General features: G+C 64.1%; 11 protein-coding genes. 8 read left to right on the forward strand and 3 right to left on the reverse strand.

The genetic code is table 11. From position 1 onward, the window contains the following. Positions 1-251: 251 nt before the first annotated feature. Together NPS46_RS00340 and NPS46_RS00345 are read right to left on the reverse strand one after the other, a co-directional pair. The gene (locus tag NPS46_RS00340; protein WP_274104409.1) at positions 252-1,586 is read right to left on the reverse strand and encodes a lysine N(6)-hydroxylase/L-ornithine N(5)-oxygenase family protein; all 1,335 of its coding nucleotides are present in this window, start codon (positions 1,584-1,586) and stop codon (positions 252-254) included. Positions 1,587-1,718: 132 nt separating this feature from the next. Continuing rightward, positions 1,719-2,201, reverse strand: coding sequence for a sigma-70 family RNA polymerase sigma factor (locus NPS46_RS00345; RefSeq protein WP_274104410.1), 483 nt, complete (start codon positions 2,199-2,201; stop codon positions 1,719-1,721). 278 nt (positions 2,202-2,479) lie between these two features. Between NPS46_RS00345 and NPS46_RS00350 the strand changes: the two genes are divergently transcribed. The 5 genes from NPS46_RS00350 to NPS46_RS00370 all read left to right on the forward strand — a co-directional run bounded on the left by NPS46_RS00350 (position 2,480) and on the right by NPS46_RS00370 (position 9,817). Further along, positions 2,480-3,652 (forward strand): efflux RND transporter periplasmic adaptor subunit, encoded by a 1,173-nt coding sequence (locus tag NPS46_RS00350; protein ID WP_274104411.1) that lies wholly within the window; start codon positions 2,480-2,482, stop codon positions 3,650-3,652. Beyond that, the gene (locus NPS46_RS00355; RefSeq protein ID WP_274104412.1) at positions 3,653-5,614 is read left to right on the forward strand and encodes a MacB family efflux pump subunit; all 1,962 of its coding nucleotides are present in this window, start codon (positions 3,653-3,655) and stop codon (positions 5,612-5,614) included. Beyond that, complete coding sequence (locus tag NPS46_RS00360) at positions 5,611-7,038, forward strand: efflux transporter outer membrane subunit (protein WP_425312669.1); 1,428 nt, start codon at positions 5,611-5,613, stop codon at positions 7,036-7,038. The genes NPS46_RS00355 and NPS46_RS00360 overlap by 4 nt, the downstream gene beginning before the upstream one ends. 87 nt (positions 7,039-7,125) lie before the next feature. Next, positions 7,126-8,145, forward strand: a complete 1,020-nt coding sequence (locus NPS46_RS00365; protein WP_274104413.1) for a GNAT family N-acetyltransferase — start codon at positions 7,126-7,128, stop codon at positions 8,143-8,145. A 22-nt stretch (positions 8,146-8,167) separates the two neighbouring features. Next, complete coding sequence (locus NPS46_RS00370; RefSeq protein ID WP_274104414.1) at positions 8,168-9,817, forward strand: cyclic peptide export ABC transporter; 1,650 nt, start codon at positions 8,168-8,170, stop codon at positions 9,815-9,817. Positions 9,818-9,883: 66 nt separating this feature from the next. Here the strand turns inward: NPS46_RS00370 and NPS46_RS00375 are convergent, their stop codons facing one another. After that, positions 9,884-11,515, reverse strand: coding sequence for a twin-arginine translocation signal domain-containing protein (locus tag NPS46_RS00375; protein WP_274104415.1), 1,632 nt, complete (start codon positions 11,513-11,515; stop codon positions 9,884-9,886). A 198-nt stretch (positions 11,516-11,713) separates the two neighbouring features. Between NPS46_RS00375 and pvdM the strand changes: the two genes are divergently transcribed. The 3 genes from pvdM (at position 11,714) to NPS46_RS00390 (ending at position 15,393) form a co-directional block, all read left to right on the forward strand. Next, positions 11,714-13,108 carry a pyoverdine-tailoring dipeptidase-like protein PvdM gene (gene pvdM / locus NPS46_RS00380; RefSeq protein WP_274104416.1) on the forward strand — a complete coding sequence of 465 codons (1,395 nt, stop codon included), beginning with the start codon at positions 11,714-11,716 and terminating at the stop codon, positions 13,106-13,108. After that, on the forward strand, positions 13,101-14,384 hold the full coding sequence (locus tag NPS46_RS00385; protein ID WP_274104417.1) for an aminotransferase class V-fold PLP-dependent enzyme: 1,284 nt from the start codon (positions 13,101-13,103) through the stop codon (positions 14,382-14,384). Before pvdM ends, NPS46_RS00385 begins: the two co-directional genes overlap by 8 nt. A 139-nt stretch (positions 14,385-14,523) precedes the next feature. Further along, complete coding sequence (locus NPS46_RS00390) at positions 14,524-15,393, forward strand: formylglycine-generating enzyme family protein (protein ID WP_274104418.1); 870 nt, start codon at positions 14,524-14,526, stop codon at positions 15,391-15,393. Positions 15,394-15,429: the final 36 nt, after the last annotated feature.

The raw sequence follows: 15,429 nt of genomic DNA on the forward strand, positions 1-15,429 counted from the left end.
CTGAGGGTCTCCGCAATTGATGAAAACGCGCGAAGCTTACGCCTCGGTTTTGGGAGAGTAAACCGTCAGAAAGTACTTCGCCGAAGCAACGCACATTTCTTCAGCCGGGGTTCAGCATCGCGGCCTTGGGGCAGCGGCGACTGAACCCGTCGTATCACCGAACGTAGCTGCCAGTGTCAGGCTGCGACCCAGACCAGCGGGCTCGCGGCGCAGTGGGCATCGCCGCGAGCCATTGGGTAGTGGCGTCAGACTCAGGCGGTGGCCAGCAACAACTCCTGCACCGTCTGCTCGCTGCCCTGGCGCTGCGCATGCGCGTAGAGCGACAGGGCGATCTCTTCGGAGCGAATCGGCAACACCGACAGCAACGTATCGCTCAAGCCATGACTCGCCTGGCAGAAGCCCTGCATATAGATACCCGCCTTGCAGCGCTCATCCGTTACCAACCGGTAATCGCGACCCACCTCGAAATCACCCAGGTAGTCCGCCAGCGGCGCCAGCAGTTGGCGATGCAACTGACGCTCATAGCCGGTTGCCAGGATCACCAGGTCATACCCCTGGACACTCGCCTCGCCGCTGGCCGTGTTGCGCAGTGCCAGCTCGATGCCCTGGGCGGTGCTCGCCGCTTTTTCCACCGACGTCAGGTTGCGGAAGGTATGACGGGCAACACCCGAGACCTTCTGCCGATAGAACACACCGTAGATGCGCTCGATCAGGTCAATGTCGACCACCGAGTAGTTGGTGCTCTGGTACTCGTTGATCAGTCGCTCGCGCTCGGCGCGGTCCTGTTGGTAGATCAGGTCGGTAAAGGCCGGCGCAAACACTTCATTGACGAACGGGCTGTCATCCGCCGGCTTCAACGCCGACCCGCGCATGATCCAGTCGACCTGCACCGACGGGTAACTGTCGTTAAGGTCGATAAAGGCCTCCGCCGCACTCTGCCCGCCCCCGATGATCGCGATGCGCATCGGCTGGCCATTGACACAGGGTTGCTGGGCCATGCGCTCCAGGTACTGGGAATGATGGAACACCCGGCCATCGTCGCGCAGGGCCTTGAACGCCTCGGGCACCCGTGGCGTCCCCCCGGCACTGACCACCACCGCACGGGTGGTACGCACATGCTGCTGGCCCAGGGCATCGCAGGAGATCACCCGCAACGCCTCGACCTGCTGCTGGTGCAGCACCGGCTCGATGGCCAGCACTTCTTCGCCATAGCGGCTCTGGGCCTGGAAGTGCTCGGCCACCCAGCGCAGGTAGTCGTTGAACTCCATGCGGCACGGATAGAAGGTGCCCAGGTTGATAAAGTCCACCAACCGCCCGTGATGGCGCAGGTAGTTGACGAACGAATAGGGGCTGGTCGGGTTGCGCAGGGTCACCAGGTCCTTGAGAAAGGAGATCTGCAACTCGCTCTGGGTCACCAGGGTGTTGCCATGCCAACGGTAGTCGGCCTGTTTGTCGAGGAACAGCACATCCAGTTCGCCTCGACTGCGCTGCTGCTCTTGCAGGGCGATGGCCAGTGCCAGGTTGGAGGGGCCGAAACCAACGCCGATCAGATCATGAACGACGGCCGATGCGATTGCCTGGGTCATTTGCAGTGTCCTCGGGAGAGATCTCTCAACAGATAGAGAGGGAAAAGCACGGGAGCCCGCTGCCCGAAAGCGCGACAGCAGGCCGTCTGTTGAGAGGAACGAGGACGCTGAAGGGAAATTTACTGACCTGGATCAGTCTCCATCCCATTGGCGCATGCGGATGCGGCAATGCTTCATGGCGCTGACAATGTGCTTTTCCACCAGGCTGCGGGAGATGCCCAGGCGCTCGGCAATCTGCGGGTGGGACAACCCTTCGATCTTGCGCAACAGAAAGCATTCGCGGCAACGCTCGGGCAATTCGGCCAAGGCTTCCTGCAGTTGCTCCAGGCGCCGGCTGTGATCGAGGCTGGTCTGCGGTGAGGGGATAAAGCAGTGCTCATGGGTGTCGAGCACTTCCAGCGGCTCGGCCTGGCGCAGGGCATTGCGCCGATGGCCGTCGATCACCAGATTGAGCATGGTGCGGTACAGAAACGCGCGCGGCTGCTCGATAGGCTGTTGGCTGGAACGTTCCAGCACGCGAACGTAAGCGTCATGCACCACATCTTCGGCTTGCTGCGAATTACCCAGTCTGGCGCTGAGAAAATTCACCAGTTCGCGGTAGTAGCTTTCCAACATGACTCCCGGCCGCGATCTCGACGGCAACGTTCCCTAGAGCACAAATGGCACACCGCTCGGGTGGACATACGATGATGGCAGTTTGCTGCGGCGTAATTTATAGTAATTATCATATAGATTCAAAGAGCCGCCGACTGCCCGCCGCAACATTCAGCCAACGGATGTTCGAGCGGGGTTTAATTTCCCGTCTGCCGCTTTCGTTTAACTGACAGCTCCCGTGCCTGTCGGTGCCTGCCGCCGCACAAAGACGGGCCAACGTTCATTGGCCGGAACCCTGCATGAAACGCCCTCGCCCTGCCCGTCGCACCCTGCTTGTCGCACTCTGCCTGCTGCCCGTCCTCGCCTTTGGCGCCTGGCAATGGTGGCCGACCGGCCGCGATGGCCTGGCTACCGTCCAGGTCAGCCGGGGTGATATCGAGAGCAGCGTGACCGCCATCGGCACGCTGCAACCGCGCCGCTACGTAGATGTCGGCGCCCAGGCGTCGGGGCAAATCCAGCGTATTCATGTCGAGGTCGGCGACGAGGTCAAGGAAGGCCAGTTGCTGGTGGAAATCGATCCCTCGACCCAGAAGGCCCGCCTCGATGCCGGGCGCTTCTCCATCGAAAACCTCAAGGCCCAGCTCCAGCAGCAACGGGCCGAACTGGACCTGGCGCAGCAGAAATACCAGCGCCAGCGCAATCTGGCCGCCGGCGGCGCGACCCGCGAAGAAGACGTGCAGACCGCCGCCGCCGAGACCCGCAAGGCCCAGGCCCGCATCGACATGTACCAGGCCCAGATCCGTCAGGCCCAGGCCAGCCTGCGCAGCGACGAAGCCGAACTGGGCTATACCCGCATCTATGCCCCCATGTCCGGCACGGTGGTCGCCCTCGACGCCCGCGAAGGCCAGACCCTCAACGCCCAGCAGCAAACCCCGCTGATCCTGCGGATCGCCAAACTGTCGCCGATGACGGTCTGGGCTGAAGTCTCCGAAGCCGATATCGGCCATGTCAAACGGGGCATGCAGGCCTACTTCACCACGCTCAGCGGTGGCACGCGGCGCTGGGAAAGCCGGGTCCGGCAGATTCTCCCGGTGCCCCCCAAACCGCTGGAGCAAGTCAGCCAGGGCGGCGGCAGCCCGGCCAGCAGTGCCAAGAGCGGCAGCGCGCGGGTGGTGCTTTACACCGTATTGCTGGATGTGGACAACGACGATCAGGCGCTGATGGCTGAAATGACCACCCAGGTGTTTTTTGTCGCCAACCAGGCCCGCGACGTGCTCACCGCCCCGGTCGCCGCCCTGCAGGGCACGTCGCGCAGCACGCAGCAGATCGCCCAGGTGGTGACCCGCAACGGCAAGGTCGAGACCCGCCAAGTGCGCACCGGCATCAGCGACCGTCTGCGGGTCGAAGTGCTCGACGGGCTGGCCGAAGGCGACCACCTGTTGATCGGTGCACCTGTCGGCAGTGGTGGTTGAATGCCCACACCCCTGATCGACCTACAGGATATCCGCAAGGCCTATGGCGGCAGCGAGACCCCCGAGGTCCAGGTGCTACGCGGGATCAGCCTGAGTATTTATCCGGGTGAATTCGTCGCCATCGTCGGCGCGTCCGGTTCGGGCAAGTCGACCCTGATGAATATCCTCGGCTGCCTCGACCGCCCCACCAGTGGGCGCTATCTGTTCGCCGGGGAAAACGTCGCCGAACTGCAAGGCGACGAACTGGCCTGGCTGCGCCGCGAAGCCTTTGGTTTCGTGTTCCAGGGCTACCACCTGATTCCCTCTGGCTCGGCCCAGGAAAACGTCGAGATGCCGGCCATCTACGCCGGCACCCCCGCTATCGAGCGCCATGCCCGGGCCAACGCCCTGCTGACCCGCCTGGGCCTTGGCGAGCGCACCGGCAACCGCCCGCACCAGTTGTCCGGGGGCCAGCAGCAGCGGGTCTCGATTGCCCGGGCGCTGATGAACGGTGGCCATATCATTCTGGCCGACGAACCCACCGGCGCGCTCGACAGCCAGAGCGGCGCCGAAGTGATGAGCCTGCTCGACGAACTGGCCAGCCAGGGCCACGTGGTGATCCTGATCACCCATGACCGTGAAGTCGCCGCGCGGGCCAAGCGCATCATCGAGATTCGCGACGGGCTGATTATCAGCGACAACGCCCAGGCTGAGCGTGCGGCCCCCGCCGCGCCTGCCCTGCAAGCCGTCGACCTGCGCCAGCGCCTGAACGATGGCAGCGAACACAATGGCGCCTGGAAAGGCGAGTTGATCGATGCGCTCAAGGCCGCCTGGCGGGTGATGTGGATCAACCGCTTCCGCACCGCCCTCACCCTGCTGGGGATCATTATCGGCGTGGCCTCGGTGGTGGTGATGCTGGCCGTCGGCGAAGGCAGCAAGCGCCAAGTCATGGCGCAAATGGGCGCCTTCGGCTCGAACATCATCTACCTCAACGGCAAGCCGGCGGCGCCGCGCGCACCTTCAGGGATCATCAGTCTGGACGACACCCGCGCCATCGGCACCCTGCCCCAGGTGCAGATGATCATGCCGGTCAACGGTGGCTACGCCGGCGTGCGCTACGGCAATATCGACCAGACCACCTATGTCGGCGGCGCCAACACCGACTTCATGCGGATCTTCAACTGGCCGGTGGTCGAGGGCAGTTTCTTTACCGCGGCTGACGAAGCGGCGGCAGCGGCCGTGGCGGTGATCGGGCAAAAAACCAAAGAGAAGTTCTTTGCCGGCAGCGACCCGCTCGGCCAATACCTGCTGATCGAGAACGTGCCCTTCCAGGTGATCGGCGTACTGATGGGCAAGGGCGCCAGTTCGGGTGAGACGGACAGCGACGAGCGCGTGATGGTGCCCTACTCCACTGCGGCCATCCGCCTGTTCGGCAACCATGATCCCGAATACGTGGTGATCGGCGCCGCCGATGCGCGCCGGGTCAAGGAGACCGAACAGGTGATCGACCGCCTGCTGTTCAAGCTGCACCACGGGGTCCATGACTACGAGCTGACCAACAATGCCGCGATGATCCAGGCCGAGGCCAGGACCCAGAACACCCTGTCGCTGATGCTCGGCGCCATTGCCGCGATTTCCCTGCTGGTCGGCGGGATCGGCGTGATGAACATCATGTTGATGACGGTGCGCGAGCGCACTCGCGAGATCGGCATTCGCATGGCTACCGGTGCCCGCCAGCGCGACATCTTGCGCCAGTTCCTGACCGAGGCAGTGATGCTTACCGTGGTCGGCGGCGTGGTCGGTATCGGCCTGGCCTTGCTGGTCGGCGGTGCGCTGACCCTGGGCAAGGTGGCCGTGGCCTTTTCCCTGGAAGCGGCATTGGGCGCCTTCTCCTGCGCCCTGGTCACAGGGGTGATCTTCGGGTTTATGCCCGCCCGCAAAGCCGCCCGCCTCGACCCCGTCGCGGCCCTGACCAGCGTATGACGAGCCTGCCCTTGATGAAGTCGCGCCGACACCCCTTACCGGTTTACCTCTTGCCCGCCGGCCTGTTGCTGGCCGCCTGCGCCGCGCCTGTGACGCCGCCCGCCAGTGGCCTGCTACCACCCGCTGCCTGGCACGCGCCGACGGCCCGCGCGGCCCGGCAGGACAATGCCCAATGGTGGCAACGGTTCGCCAGCCCGCAGCTGCAAAAACTCATCGAGCAGGCCCAACGGGGCAGCTATGACATTGCAGCGGCTACAGCCCGGATCGAACAGGCCCGGGCCGCTCGCGTCATGGCCGGCGGCCCCTTGCTGCCACAAGTCAACGCCGGCCTCACGGGCAACCGCGAACGACTGCTGCGCGGCGATGGCTACAGCCAGTTGGATGCCGGTGCCGGCCGCAAGGCCGTGAACAGCTTCAGCGCCTCGCTAAGCACCAGCTACGAAGTCGATTTCTGGGGCGCCAACGCGGCCGCCCGCGACAGCGCCGAATTTCTGCTGCGGGCCAGCGAGTTCGACCGGGCCACGGTGGAATTGACCCTGCTGGGCAATGTCGCCGACAGCTACATGCAGGCCCTGGCCCTGCACGAACAAGGGGCGATTGCCGCGCTCAACCTGCGCAATGCCGAGCACGTCCTGCAATTGGTACAAACCCGCTACGACTCGGGCTCGGCCACCGCCCTGGAACTGGCCCAGCAGAAAAGCCTGGTCGCGACCCAGCAACGCCAGTTGCCGCTCTTCGAACAGCAGGCCCGCGAAGCCTTGATTGTCCTGGCGGCCCTGCTCGGCGAGCCGGTGCAGAACCTGCGCCTGGACGGCCAGCGCTTCGACCAGGTGCAGTGGCCCGACATCGGCGCCGGCGTGCCCAGTGAACTGCTGAGCCGGCGTCCCGATATCGCCACCGCCGAAGCGCGCCTCGCCGCCGCCCAGGCCGATGTCAGCGTGGCCCGCGCGGCGCTGCTGCCCAAGCTCAACCTCGGCGCGACCCTGGGCTCGGGCGCGGATCGCTTCCCCGAGGTACTACGCAGCCCCTTCTACACCCTGACCGCCGGCCTGACGGCGCCGATCTTCAACAATGGTCGCCTGCGCGCCGAGCGCGACCAGGCCAGCGCGGTGCAGCAGGAGCTGCTGGCCACCTACCGGGGCAGCATCATCGCCGGCTTTGCCGATGTCGAAAAAGCCCTGAACAGCATTGATGGCCTCGACCGCCAGCGCCTGTGGCAAAGCGAGGAACTGAGCCAGGCGCGGATTGCCTTCGACATCGCCGAAAGCCGCTACCAGGCCGGTGCCGAAGACCTGCTCACGGTGCTCGAAACCCAGCGCACGCTCTACCAGGCCCAGGATCTGGACGTGCAACTGCGCCTCTCGCGGATCAAGGCCAGCGTCGCGCTGTACAAGGCACTGGGCGGGGGATGGCAGGTACGCTGAGCGCTTAAACATCGTGGAGGGTCGTTCGTCTTTATCTATGGACAGCACCTGAGTCTCGGTCGCGAACGACCCTCCATAGGAAGCCTCATGAACCTACCCTCCTTTAGCCTGACCCTGGCCGACGGGCGCCAGGCCACCGCCCAGGATGAAACGGCCGACAGCGGCCACCTGCGCATCGACGGCGGCCTCCTGCTGCCCTACCGTGAAACCGAGGCCTTTATCCGCTTCGAACAGTTCCCCGAAACCCTGCCCGCCAGTGCCCTGCTGGCCCTGCTGGCGAGCCGCTTTTGCCAGCGCAACAAATGCGCGCAACTGAACGTGGTGTTGCCGGTAGGCCGCGAGTACGCGGTCAATGCCGTGCGCCAGGGGATTTTCGACAGGCTCAGCGAAACCGATGACGGCGCCTTCGAACTGCGCTGCCTGCGCCAGACGTTCTGGCAACAGCCGCAGCCCTGGCTCACAGCGCCGGCTAGCGTGCACACCGCACCGATCTACCGCTTTAGCGGCGAAAAACGCCACCCCCAGCGCCCACCGATTCCCGCCGGCGAAGTCTACCGGCGCTGGCTGCCACGGCTGAACACCACGTTCAGCCTGCGCACCATCGATCCGCACAAGGACCTGGAGGCATTCAACCGCTGGATGAACCTGGAGCAGGTGGCGTTTTTCTGGGAACAGACCGGCAGCCTTGAAGAACATGCGGCCTACCTGCGCGAGATGCTCGACGACCCGCGCGTACACCCGCTGATCGGCTGCTTCGACGACGAGCCCTTCGCCTATTTCGAGGTGTACTGGTGCAAGGAAGACCGGATCGCGCCCTACTACGATGTCGCCGACTTCGACCGTGGCTGGCATGTGGTGGTCGGCGAAAGCAAGCACCAGGGCATTGGCAAGCTACGTGCCTGGTTTCGCTCGCTGATGCACTACATGTTCCTCGACGACCCGCGCACCCAGCGCATTCTCGGCGAACCGCGGATCGACCATGACCGTCAGATCGACTTTCTCAAATCCCAGGGTTTCGGCCATCTGAAGGACATCCAATTGGCCCACAAGAAAGCCGCCCTGCTGCGCCTGGAACGTGAAGCCTTCTTTGACGACCACGCCCTTTAAACCTATTCGAGAAGCCGCGTTCATGACCCGCAAACCGCTCAGCGCCATCGGCGAGCTCTTTATCCTGCTCAAACCCTTCTGGCCCATCGTCGCCCTGTCCATCGCCCTGGGCATCCTCGGCGGCTTTAGCGTCACCGTGCTGCTGGCCACCATCAACCTGGCCCTCAATAGCGAAAACGGCCTGACCCAAGGGGTGATGTTCGCCTTCGCCGGCTTGTGCCTGTTGTCGCTGGTCAGTGCGATCATCTCGGATATGAGCAGCAATGCCGTCGGCCAGAAAATCATCGCCCAGTTGCGCAAGGAGCTGGGCGAGAAAGTCCTCTCAGCCCCCATCGCCCAGATCGAACGCTATCGCAGCCACCGGTTGATCCCGGTGCTGACCCACGATATCGACACCATCAGCGACTTCTCCTTCGCCTTCGCCCCACTGACCATTTCCATGACCGTGACCCTGGGTTGCCTCGGCTACCTGGCGCTGCTCTCCTGGCCGCTATTCGTCCTGATGCTCCTGGCCATGGGCATTGGCATCGGCGCCCAGGTACTGGCGCGGACCCGCGGCATCCACGGCTTCGAAGCGGCCCGCGAGGCCGAGGACGAATTGCAAAAGCACTACCACGCCATCGCCCAGGGCGCCAAGGAACTGCGCATCCATCGCCCACGTCGGCACCGCATGTTCACCCAGCGGATCCAGCAGATCAGCGACCTGATCTGCGCAACCCAGGTCAAGGCGGTGAACACCTTTATCCTGGCCAAGACCTTTGGCTCGACCCTGTTCTTTATCGTGATAGGCCTGGCCCTGCTGCTGGAAAACACCTGGCCGAGCAGCGACAAGGCAGCCATGAGCGGTTTTGTACTGGTGCTGTTGTACATGAAGGGCCCGCTCGACCATCTGGTCAGTGTGCTGCCGATCATCAGCCGCGCACAGATTGCCTTTCGCCGGATTGCCGAGCTGTCCGAACAGTTCTCCTCCCCTGAGCCGCACCTGCTGCTCAGCGAACAGGGCGCGCCCCAGCAACACATCCAGAGCCTGGAACTGCGCAATGTGCAGTACAGCTTTCCTGCCGTTGACGGTGGCGAGGCGTTTCGCCTGGGGCCGGTCAACCTGACCATCAACCAGGGCGATATCGTGTTTATCGTCGGCGAGAACGGTTGCGGCAAGACCACCCTGATCAAACTGCTGCTGGGCCTCTACCCTCCCCAGACGGGCGAGATCCGCCTGAACGGCGAGGCGGTCACCGCACAGACCCGGGACGATTATCGCCAGCTGTTCACCACCATCTTCGCCGACTACTACCTGTTCGATGATGTGGTCCAGGGCGACACACAGATCCCGGCCGATGCCACGCAGTACCTGGAACGGCTGGAGATTGCGCACAAGGTCAGCGTGCGTGACGGGGTGTTTACCACCACCGATCTGTCCACCGGCCAGCGCAAGCGCCTGGCCTTGATCAACGCCTGGCTGGAACAGCGGCCGATCCTGGTATTCGATGAATGGGCGGCCGACCAGGACCCGACGTTCCGGCGGATCTTCTATACCGAGTTGCTGCCGGACCTCAAACGCCTGGGCAAGACCATTATCGTGATCTCCCATGACGACCGGTACTTCGACTGCGCCGACCAACTGGTGCGCATGCACAGCGGCAAGGTCATGGCCCAGGGCCAACCGGCCTGAACCCCCGGCAGTAAAAAGGCGACCCGTTATTAGCGGGTCGCCTTTTTTTGTGCGGTTAAACCTGCCTCAATCCTCGAGTAGATGCTGCGCGTACCAAGGCCGACGCGGCGCACGCTTGAGCAGTTGCGGCACCTCGGTATCACGGCTCAAGGCAATGCGCAGTGCCAGCTTCATCACTTCCACATCCATCTCCAGCGACGCATCCCCGGCCGGCGTATCCAGCGGTCCGCAACCATGGGTCGAGGGCCCGAGCCAGGGGTCGGCGACTTCGACCCAGCGTCCGGCGGCAAACCACGGCACGCCATTGACCTCACTGCGCAACACCTCACCGGGGTGGTAACGCTGATGCGCGCGAAACCAGTCTTCAAGCCGATCATCGATCCAGCCATGAAACTGCCAGAACACCGGATTGACGTGAGAGGAGAACGGATCGCCGAGAAAGTCATTGTCGGCCTCGTACCAACGCCCGGCAAAGTCCGAGGACAGCCGCGCGCCGGCTACCGGCATGCCATTGGACGGATCACGCGCGACTCCGGCCCAGCGCATGTGCAGCCAGTCATGCATGCCAAGCTCAATCTCCGAGCCGAACTCACCCAGGGTCAGGCCACTGAGATACTCGGGGTCGCGGTACTGGGATTCCCAGACCTGGAAATTGCCATGGAAGGCCTGGTCGCTCTTGAGCTCGTGCAGCAGTTGGCTGAACGGCGGATCGTTGCGCGCCACCCAGGCCGGCGGTACGGCACTGCCATCCTGGTTCTCGTAGTAACGGACAAAGCCCTGGCGGTCATGTTCGATGGACGCGGGCGGCAACGGCAGCTGCGCCCAGGAGCGCAAATCAGGTTGCAGGGCCCGGGCCTGCAGCAACATGTGGCGGTGCATAAAGAAGAAGTCGATTCCCGAGGCATTGCGGTGCTTGCGCCGCCCACGGGCGCCGCGCTCGGCATCCAGTGGCCCGGGCTGCCAGCCGAGGCCGCGCAGGCTGTTGCGCTTGTCCTTGGGCAGGGAATGCCAACGGTCGCGCGCGGCATGCCAGAGCTGGTGGAAAAGCCGATGCTGGGGCGAAATCAGCCAGGCCAGCAGCGCCGGCTGCAACGGATTGGTCTCCCGTGCCTCGGGAAAAGCACGTTTGTGCGCGACAAACCGCACGGCCTGTTCGGGCAGTAACAGGGCGCGATCCAGGGCCCGCAGCGTGCCACTCAAGGTGCCGCTGCCGGCGCTGGCCCACAGCCCCCAGACCTCATCGAGCACCATCCGGCATTCATGGCTCGGCGCCTGGCCCGAGTGACCACCGGCATACAGGCGCCAGCGGATGTGCGCAGTATCGTTGGGCACCAGGTCGCCCTGCACGAAAAACTCCGCCGGCCCCATGCTCCGCAGCGTGTCGGGCCGTCCCAGGTAACCGCGCACCCCGCGACCGCTCGGGCCGATATCGAGGAGCAGTTGGTTGCCCGCCAGGGGCAACCCGACCAGCCCTGGGGCATCGAGAAAGCTCAGGTCCCAGATGCCGCGCAACTGATCGCCCAGGCGTACGCCTTCCGTCGAGGCCAGCTCAAGTGTGGCTTCGCCGGGGGTGATCTCGCGGTCACGCTGGCGGCGGATCTCGCGTTTGTTCAGGTAATGCTGGGTATAGACGGCTACGGGCAGCGCCGCTCCGGTCACGGCCAGCCCGGTCAGGAATCCTCGTCGGGAAAAACTCATCGCTCTACCTATCTCCGTGGCGCATCACGCATCTAGCTAGAACGTTGGATTTACGGGGAAATTTACCGAAGAGCGGCCAATGCCCAGGTAAATTTTGCCCGCCGCGGCTCGTTTAACGCCCATAGCAGTTCACAAAGGACCCGGCCGCTCCACCACCGCCCCGGTCTTGTCATCCGCCCGCCTGTGACTGGGATAAGCATGAGCACAACGTCCACCAAGAAGACCCTCTACCTGACCCTGCTGATTCTGATCGTGCTGGGGGTCGGCATCGGCGCCGGCGCGGCCTGGCATTTCTATTGGAAAGGCCGTTCGCCCTACCCCCGCGAGATCACCCGGCATGCCAACGAGCTGCAGGAGCGGATCATTTCCTTCGACAGCCATATCACCGTACCCCTGGACTTCGGCACCGAAGGCAGCGAGGCCGACAAGGATGGCCGCCGCCAGTTCGACCTGGTCAAGGCCGGCCGCGGGCGGATGTCCGCCGCAGCGCTGAGCATCCTGGCCTGGCCGGAGATGTGGAACGGCCCCAATGCGCCTCATCGGCCGACCCCGGGCTTTGTCGAGGAGGCGCGCCATCAACAGGAAATCCGCTACCGGATCATCCAGGGCATGGTCCGCGACTTCCCTAACCAGGTCGCCATTGCCTACACCCCGGCGGACCTGCGCCGCATCGCCGCCGAGGGCAAGCTGGCCATTGTCGTCAGCCTGCTCAATGCCTACCCGCTGGGCAACGATCTGGACCAGCTGGATAAATGGGCGGCACGGGGCATGCGTCTGTTCGGCTTCAGCTATGTGGGCAATAACGACTGGGCCGACTCGTCGCGGCCCTTGCCGTTTTTCAATGACACCCGCGATGTCCTCGGCGGCCTTTCGCCCATTGGCAAGCAGGCCGTGGGGCGTCTCAACGATCTGGGCGTAGTGATCGATGTGTCGCAGATGTCGACCCTGGCCCTGAACGATGTTGCCGCGCTGAGCCGTGCGCCGATCGTCGCCTCGCATTCGGCGCCCAGGGCGCTGGTCGATATCCCGCGCAATCTCAGCGACGCGGAACTGCAGACCATCAAGGCCACCGGCGGGGTGATCCAGGTGGTCGGTTTTTCCACCTACCTCAAGCCCCTGAGCCAGCCGTCCCTGGACAAGCTCAATGCGCTGCGCCAGCGCTTCGACCTGCCCCCCCTCCAGGGCCTGGAAAATGCCCTGATGCCCGGCGATGCAGTGATCACCGTCTGGCCGGAAAAGCGCTTTGGCGAATACGCCAGCAGCCTCTACGCGATTATCGACGACGAGCCCAAGGCCAGCCTCAAGGAGTACGGCGACGCCATCGACTACGTGGTGAAAAAAGTCGGCATCGACCATGTCGGCATCGGTTCGGACTTCAACGAGGGCGGCGGTGTCGAGGGCTGGCAGGATGTCTCGCAGAATCGCAATGTCACCGCCGAGCTGATCCAGCGCGGCTACTCGGATAGCGAGATCGCCAAGCTCTGGGGCGAAAACTACCTGCGGGTCTGGGAGCAGGTGCAACAACGCGCCCGCCCCACCGCCACGCCCATTGCCAACCAGCCCGCTCACCACCGCGAGATCGCCCGTGACTGACCGTCGAACCTTCCTCAAGCACGCCGGCCTGCTGGCCGCTACCCTGCCCTTGGGCGCGGGGCCCTTCAATCCACTGCTGGCGGCGGCCACGGCCACGAGTGCCGGGCACGATCAATGGGCCGCACTGCGCGAGCAGTTCGACCTCGACCCGGATTATGTCCATCTGTCCAACTTCCTGATCGCCTCCCACCCTCGGCCAGTGCGCCAGGCCATCGAGCGCTATCGCGCACTGCTCGACCGCAACCCGGCCCAGGCCATGGACTACGACAGCCAGTACACCTGGCAGCGCGAGGCCGAGGTGCGCGACTGGGTGGCCCGCTACCTGCAGATCGAGCCCGCCCAGATCGCCCTGACCGGCAGCACCACCGAAGGCCTGGCCATGCTCTACGGCGGCATCCATGTGCTGCCGCACCAGGAGATCCTCACCACCGAACACGAGCACTATTCGACGCGCAACGCCCTGAAATACCGAACCCAGCGCGACGGCACCCAGGTGCGCAAGATTCGCCTGTTCGAGTCGCCGCAACGGGTCTCCACCGATGAAGTGCTGGGCACCATCGACCGCAATATTCGCCCCCATACCCGCGTGCTGGGCATGACCTGGGTGCATTCGGGCAGTGGCGTCAAACTGCCCATCGGGGCCATTGGCCAACTGGTGCGTGAACACAACCGTAACCGTGACGAGCGCGAACGCCTGCTCTATTGCGTCGACGGCGTACATGGCCTGGGGATCGAGGACGTGACCTTTGCCGACCTGGACTGTGACTTCTTTGTCGCCGGCACCCACAAATGGATGTTCGGGCCACGTGGCACCGGTATTTTCTGCTCGCGCTCGCCGCAGTTGGAACACCTGACGCCCAGCGTGGCGACCTTCTCCCAGGACGATAACTTCGCCACCACCATGACCCCGGGCGGCTACCACAGCTTCGAGCACCGCTGGGCGGTGGGCGAGGCCTTCAGGCTGCACCTGCAACTGGGCAAGGCCAATGTGCAGGCACGTACCCATGGGCTCAACAGCTACCTCAAGCAGCGCCTGGGCGAGTTCGCGCAGCTCGAACTGGTGACGCCGCTCAGCCCCGAGTATTCGGCCGGTTTTACCTTCTTTCGCGGCAAGGGCCTGGATACCGATGCGACCGCGGCCTACCTGATGGCCAATCGCATTTTGGTCGACGCCGTGTCCCGGGATGTCGGCCCGGTGGTCCGCATGGCCCCGAGCGTGCTGAACAGCGAGGCCGATATCGACCGGACCCTGGCGCTACTGGCCAAAAAGCTCTAAGCGCGAACAGCGCCCCTGTAGCCGCGAGCGGCCAGCAGGCGCCTACGCGGCCGTTGCGAAAGCTCGCAGCGCGCATCCAGACGCTCGCGTCTACACCGCCACTCACCACTTTTGTGATGTCAAAGCCGGAGTGATTTCCATGAAACCCAGCGTTTTCTATTCAGTTGCCACCCTATTGGCCAGCCTGCCCGTCACCGCGTCCCAGGCCGGCGAGCCGCCCTCGCCCGGCACTGTATTCAGCGACTGCAAAACCTGCCCGCAGATGGTCGTGCTGCCCGCCGGCAGTTTCCTGATGGGCACGCCCGAAGGCGAAGTGGGCAAGGAGCCCGATGAAAGCCCGCAACATACCGTGACCTTCCAGAAGCCCTTCGCTATCAGCCGCTACCACGTGACCGCCGGCGAACTGGATGCTTATATCCGCGAGACCGGCGTCGTGATCAAGGATGGCGATACCCGCCCCGGGCGACTGTGCCAAGCCAGCAAGCCACGCTATAAACAGGGTCCGCGCCAACCGGCGGTCTGCATCGATTACCACGACGTCCAGGCCTACGCCGCCTGGCTGACGAAAAAAACCGGTCACCCCTACCGGATGCTCAGCGAGGCCGAACGCGAATACGCCGCCCGCGCCGGATCAACCGGACCATTCCCCTTCCCGTTCGATGAAGAAGGCCAGTACCAGATCAGCAAGCACGCCAACACCTATGGCCCCAAAGATGGCTACAGCTACAGCTCGCCGGTCGGCAGCTACCCGCCCAATGCCTTTGGCGTGTACGACATGCACGGTAATGTCTACGAATGGGTCGCCGACTGCTGGCATCGCGACTATGTGGGTGCCCCCACCGATGGCAGTGCCTGGATGGAGGCCAACGGCGGCAACTGCGAAGGCGCCCATATTCGGGGCAATGACTGGGGCGAGGCCCCGGTGTTTTCCCGCTCCGGCAACCGCAATGACCGAGACCGAACCGCCCGTGGCGACTACCTGGGATTTCGCGTGGCCAGAGAACTGTAAAAAGTTTTTCCGGTTTACGGAGGATGAAACGTCTCA

The sequence above is a fragment of the Pseudomonas putida genome (assembly GCF_028682395.1).
In the GTDB taxonomy this organism is placed as follows: domain Bacteria; phylum Pseudomonadota; class Gammaproteobacteria; order Pseudomonadales; family Pseudomonadaceae; genus Aquipseudomonas; species Aquipseudomonas putida_AB.

Bases quoted from the DNA above. Each gene is read 5' to 3' on its own strand.
- NPS46_RS00340 (WP_274104409.1), bottom strand. From the start codon at position 1,586: ATGACCCAGGCAATCGCATCGGCCGTCGTTCATGATCTGATCGGCGTT.
- NPS46_RS00345 (WP_274104410.1), bottom strand. From the start codon at position 2,201: ATGTTGGAAAGCTACTACCGCGAACTGGTGAATTTTCTCAGCGCCAGA.
- NPS46_RS00350 (WP_274104411.1), top strand. From the start codon at position 2,480: ATGAAACGCCCTCGCCCTGCCCGTCGCACCCTGCTTGTCGCACTCTGC.
- NPS46_RS00355 (WP_274104412.1), top strand. From the start codon at position 3,653: ATGCCCACACCCCTGATCGACCTACAGGATATCCGCAAGGCCTATGGC.
- NPS46_RS00360 (WP_425312669.1), top strand. From the start codon at position 5,611: ATGACGAGCCTGCCCTTGATGAAGTCGCGCCGACACCCCTTACCGGTT.
- NPS46_RS00365 (WP_274104413.1), top strand. From the start codon at position 7,126: ATGAACCTACCCTCCTTTAGCCTGACCCTGGCCGACGGGCGCCAGGCC.
- NPS46_RS00370 (WP_274104414.1), top strand. From the start codon at position 8,168: ATGACCCGCAAACCGCTCAGCGCCATCGGCGAGCTCTTTATCCTGCTC.
- NPS46_RS00375 (WP_274104415.1), bottom strand. From the start codon at position 11,515: ATGAGTTTTTCCCGACGAGGATTCCTGACCGGGCTGGCCGTGACCGGA.
- pvdM (WP_274104416.1), top strand. From the start codon at position 11,714: ATGAGCACAACGTCCACCAAGAAGACCCTCTACCTGACCCTGCTGATT.
- NPS46_RS00390 (WP_274104418.1), top strand. From the start codon at position 14,524: ATGAAACCCAGCGTTTTCTATTCAGTTGCCACCCTATTGGCCAGCCTG.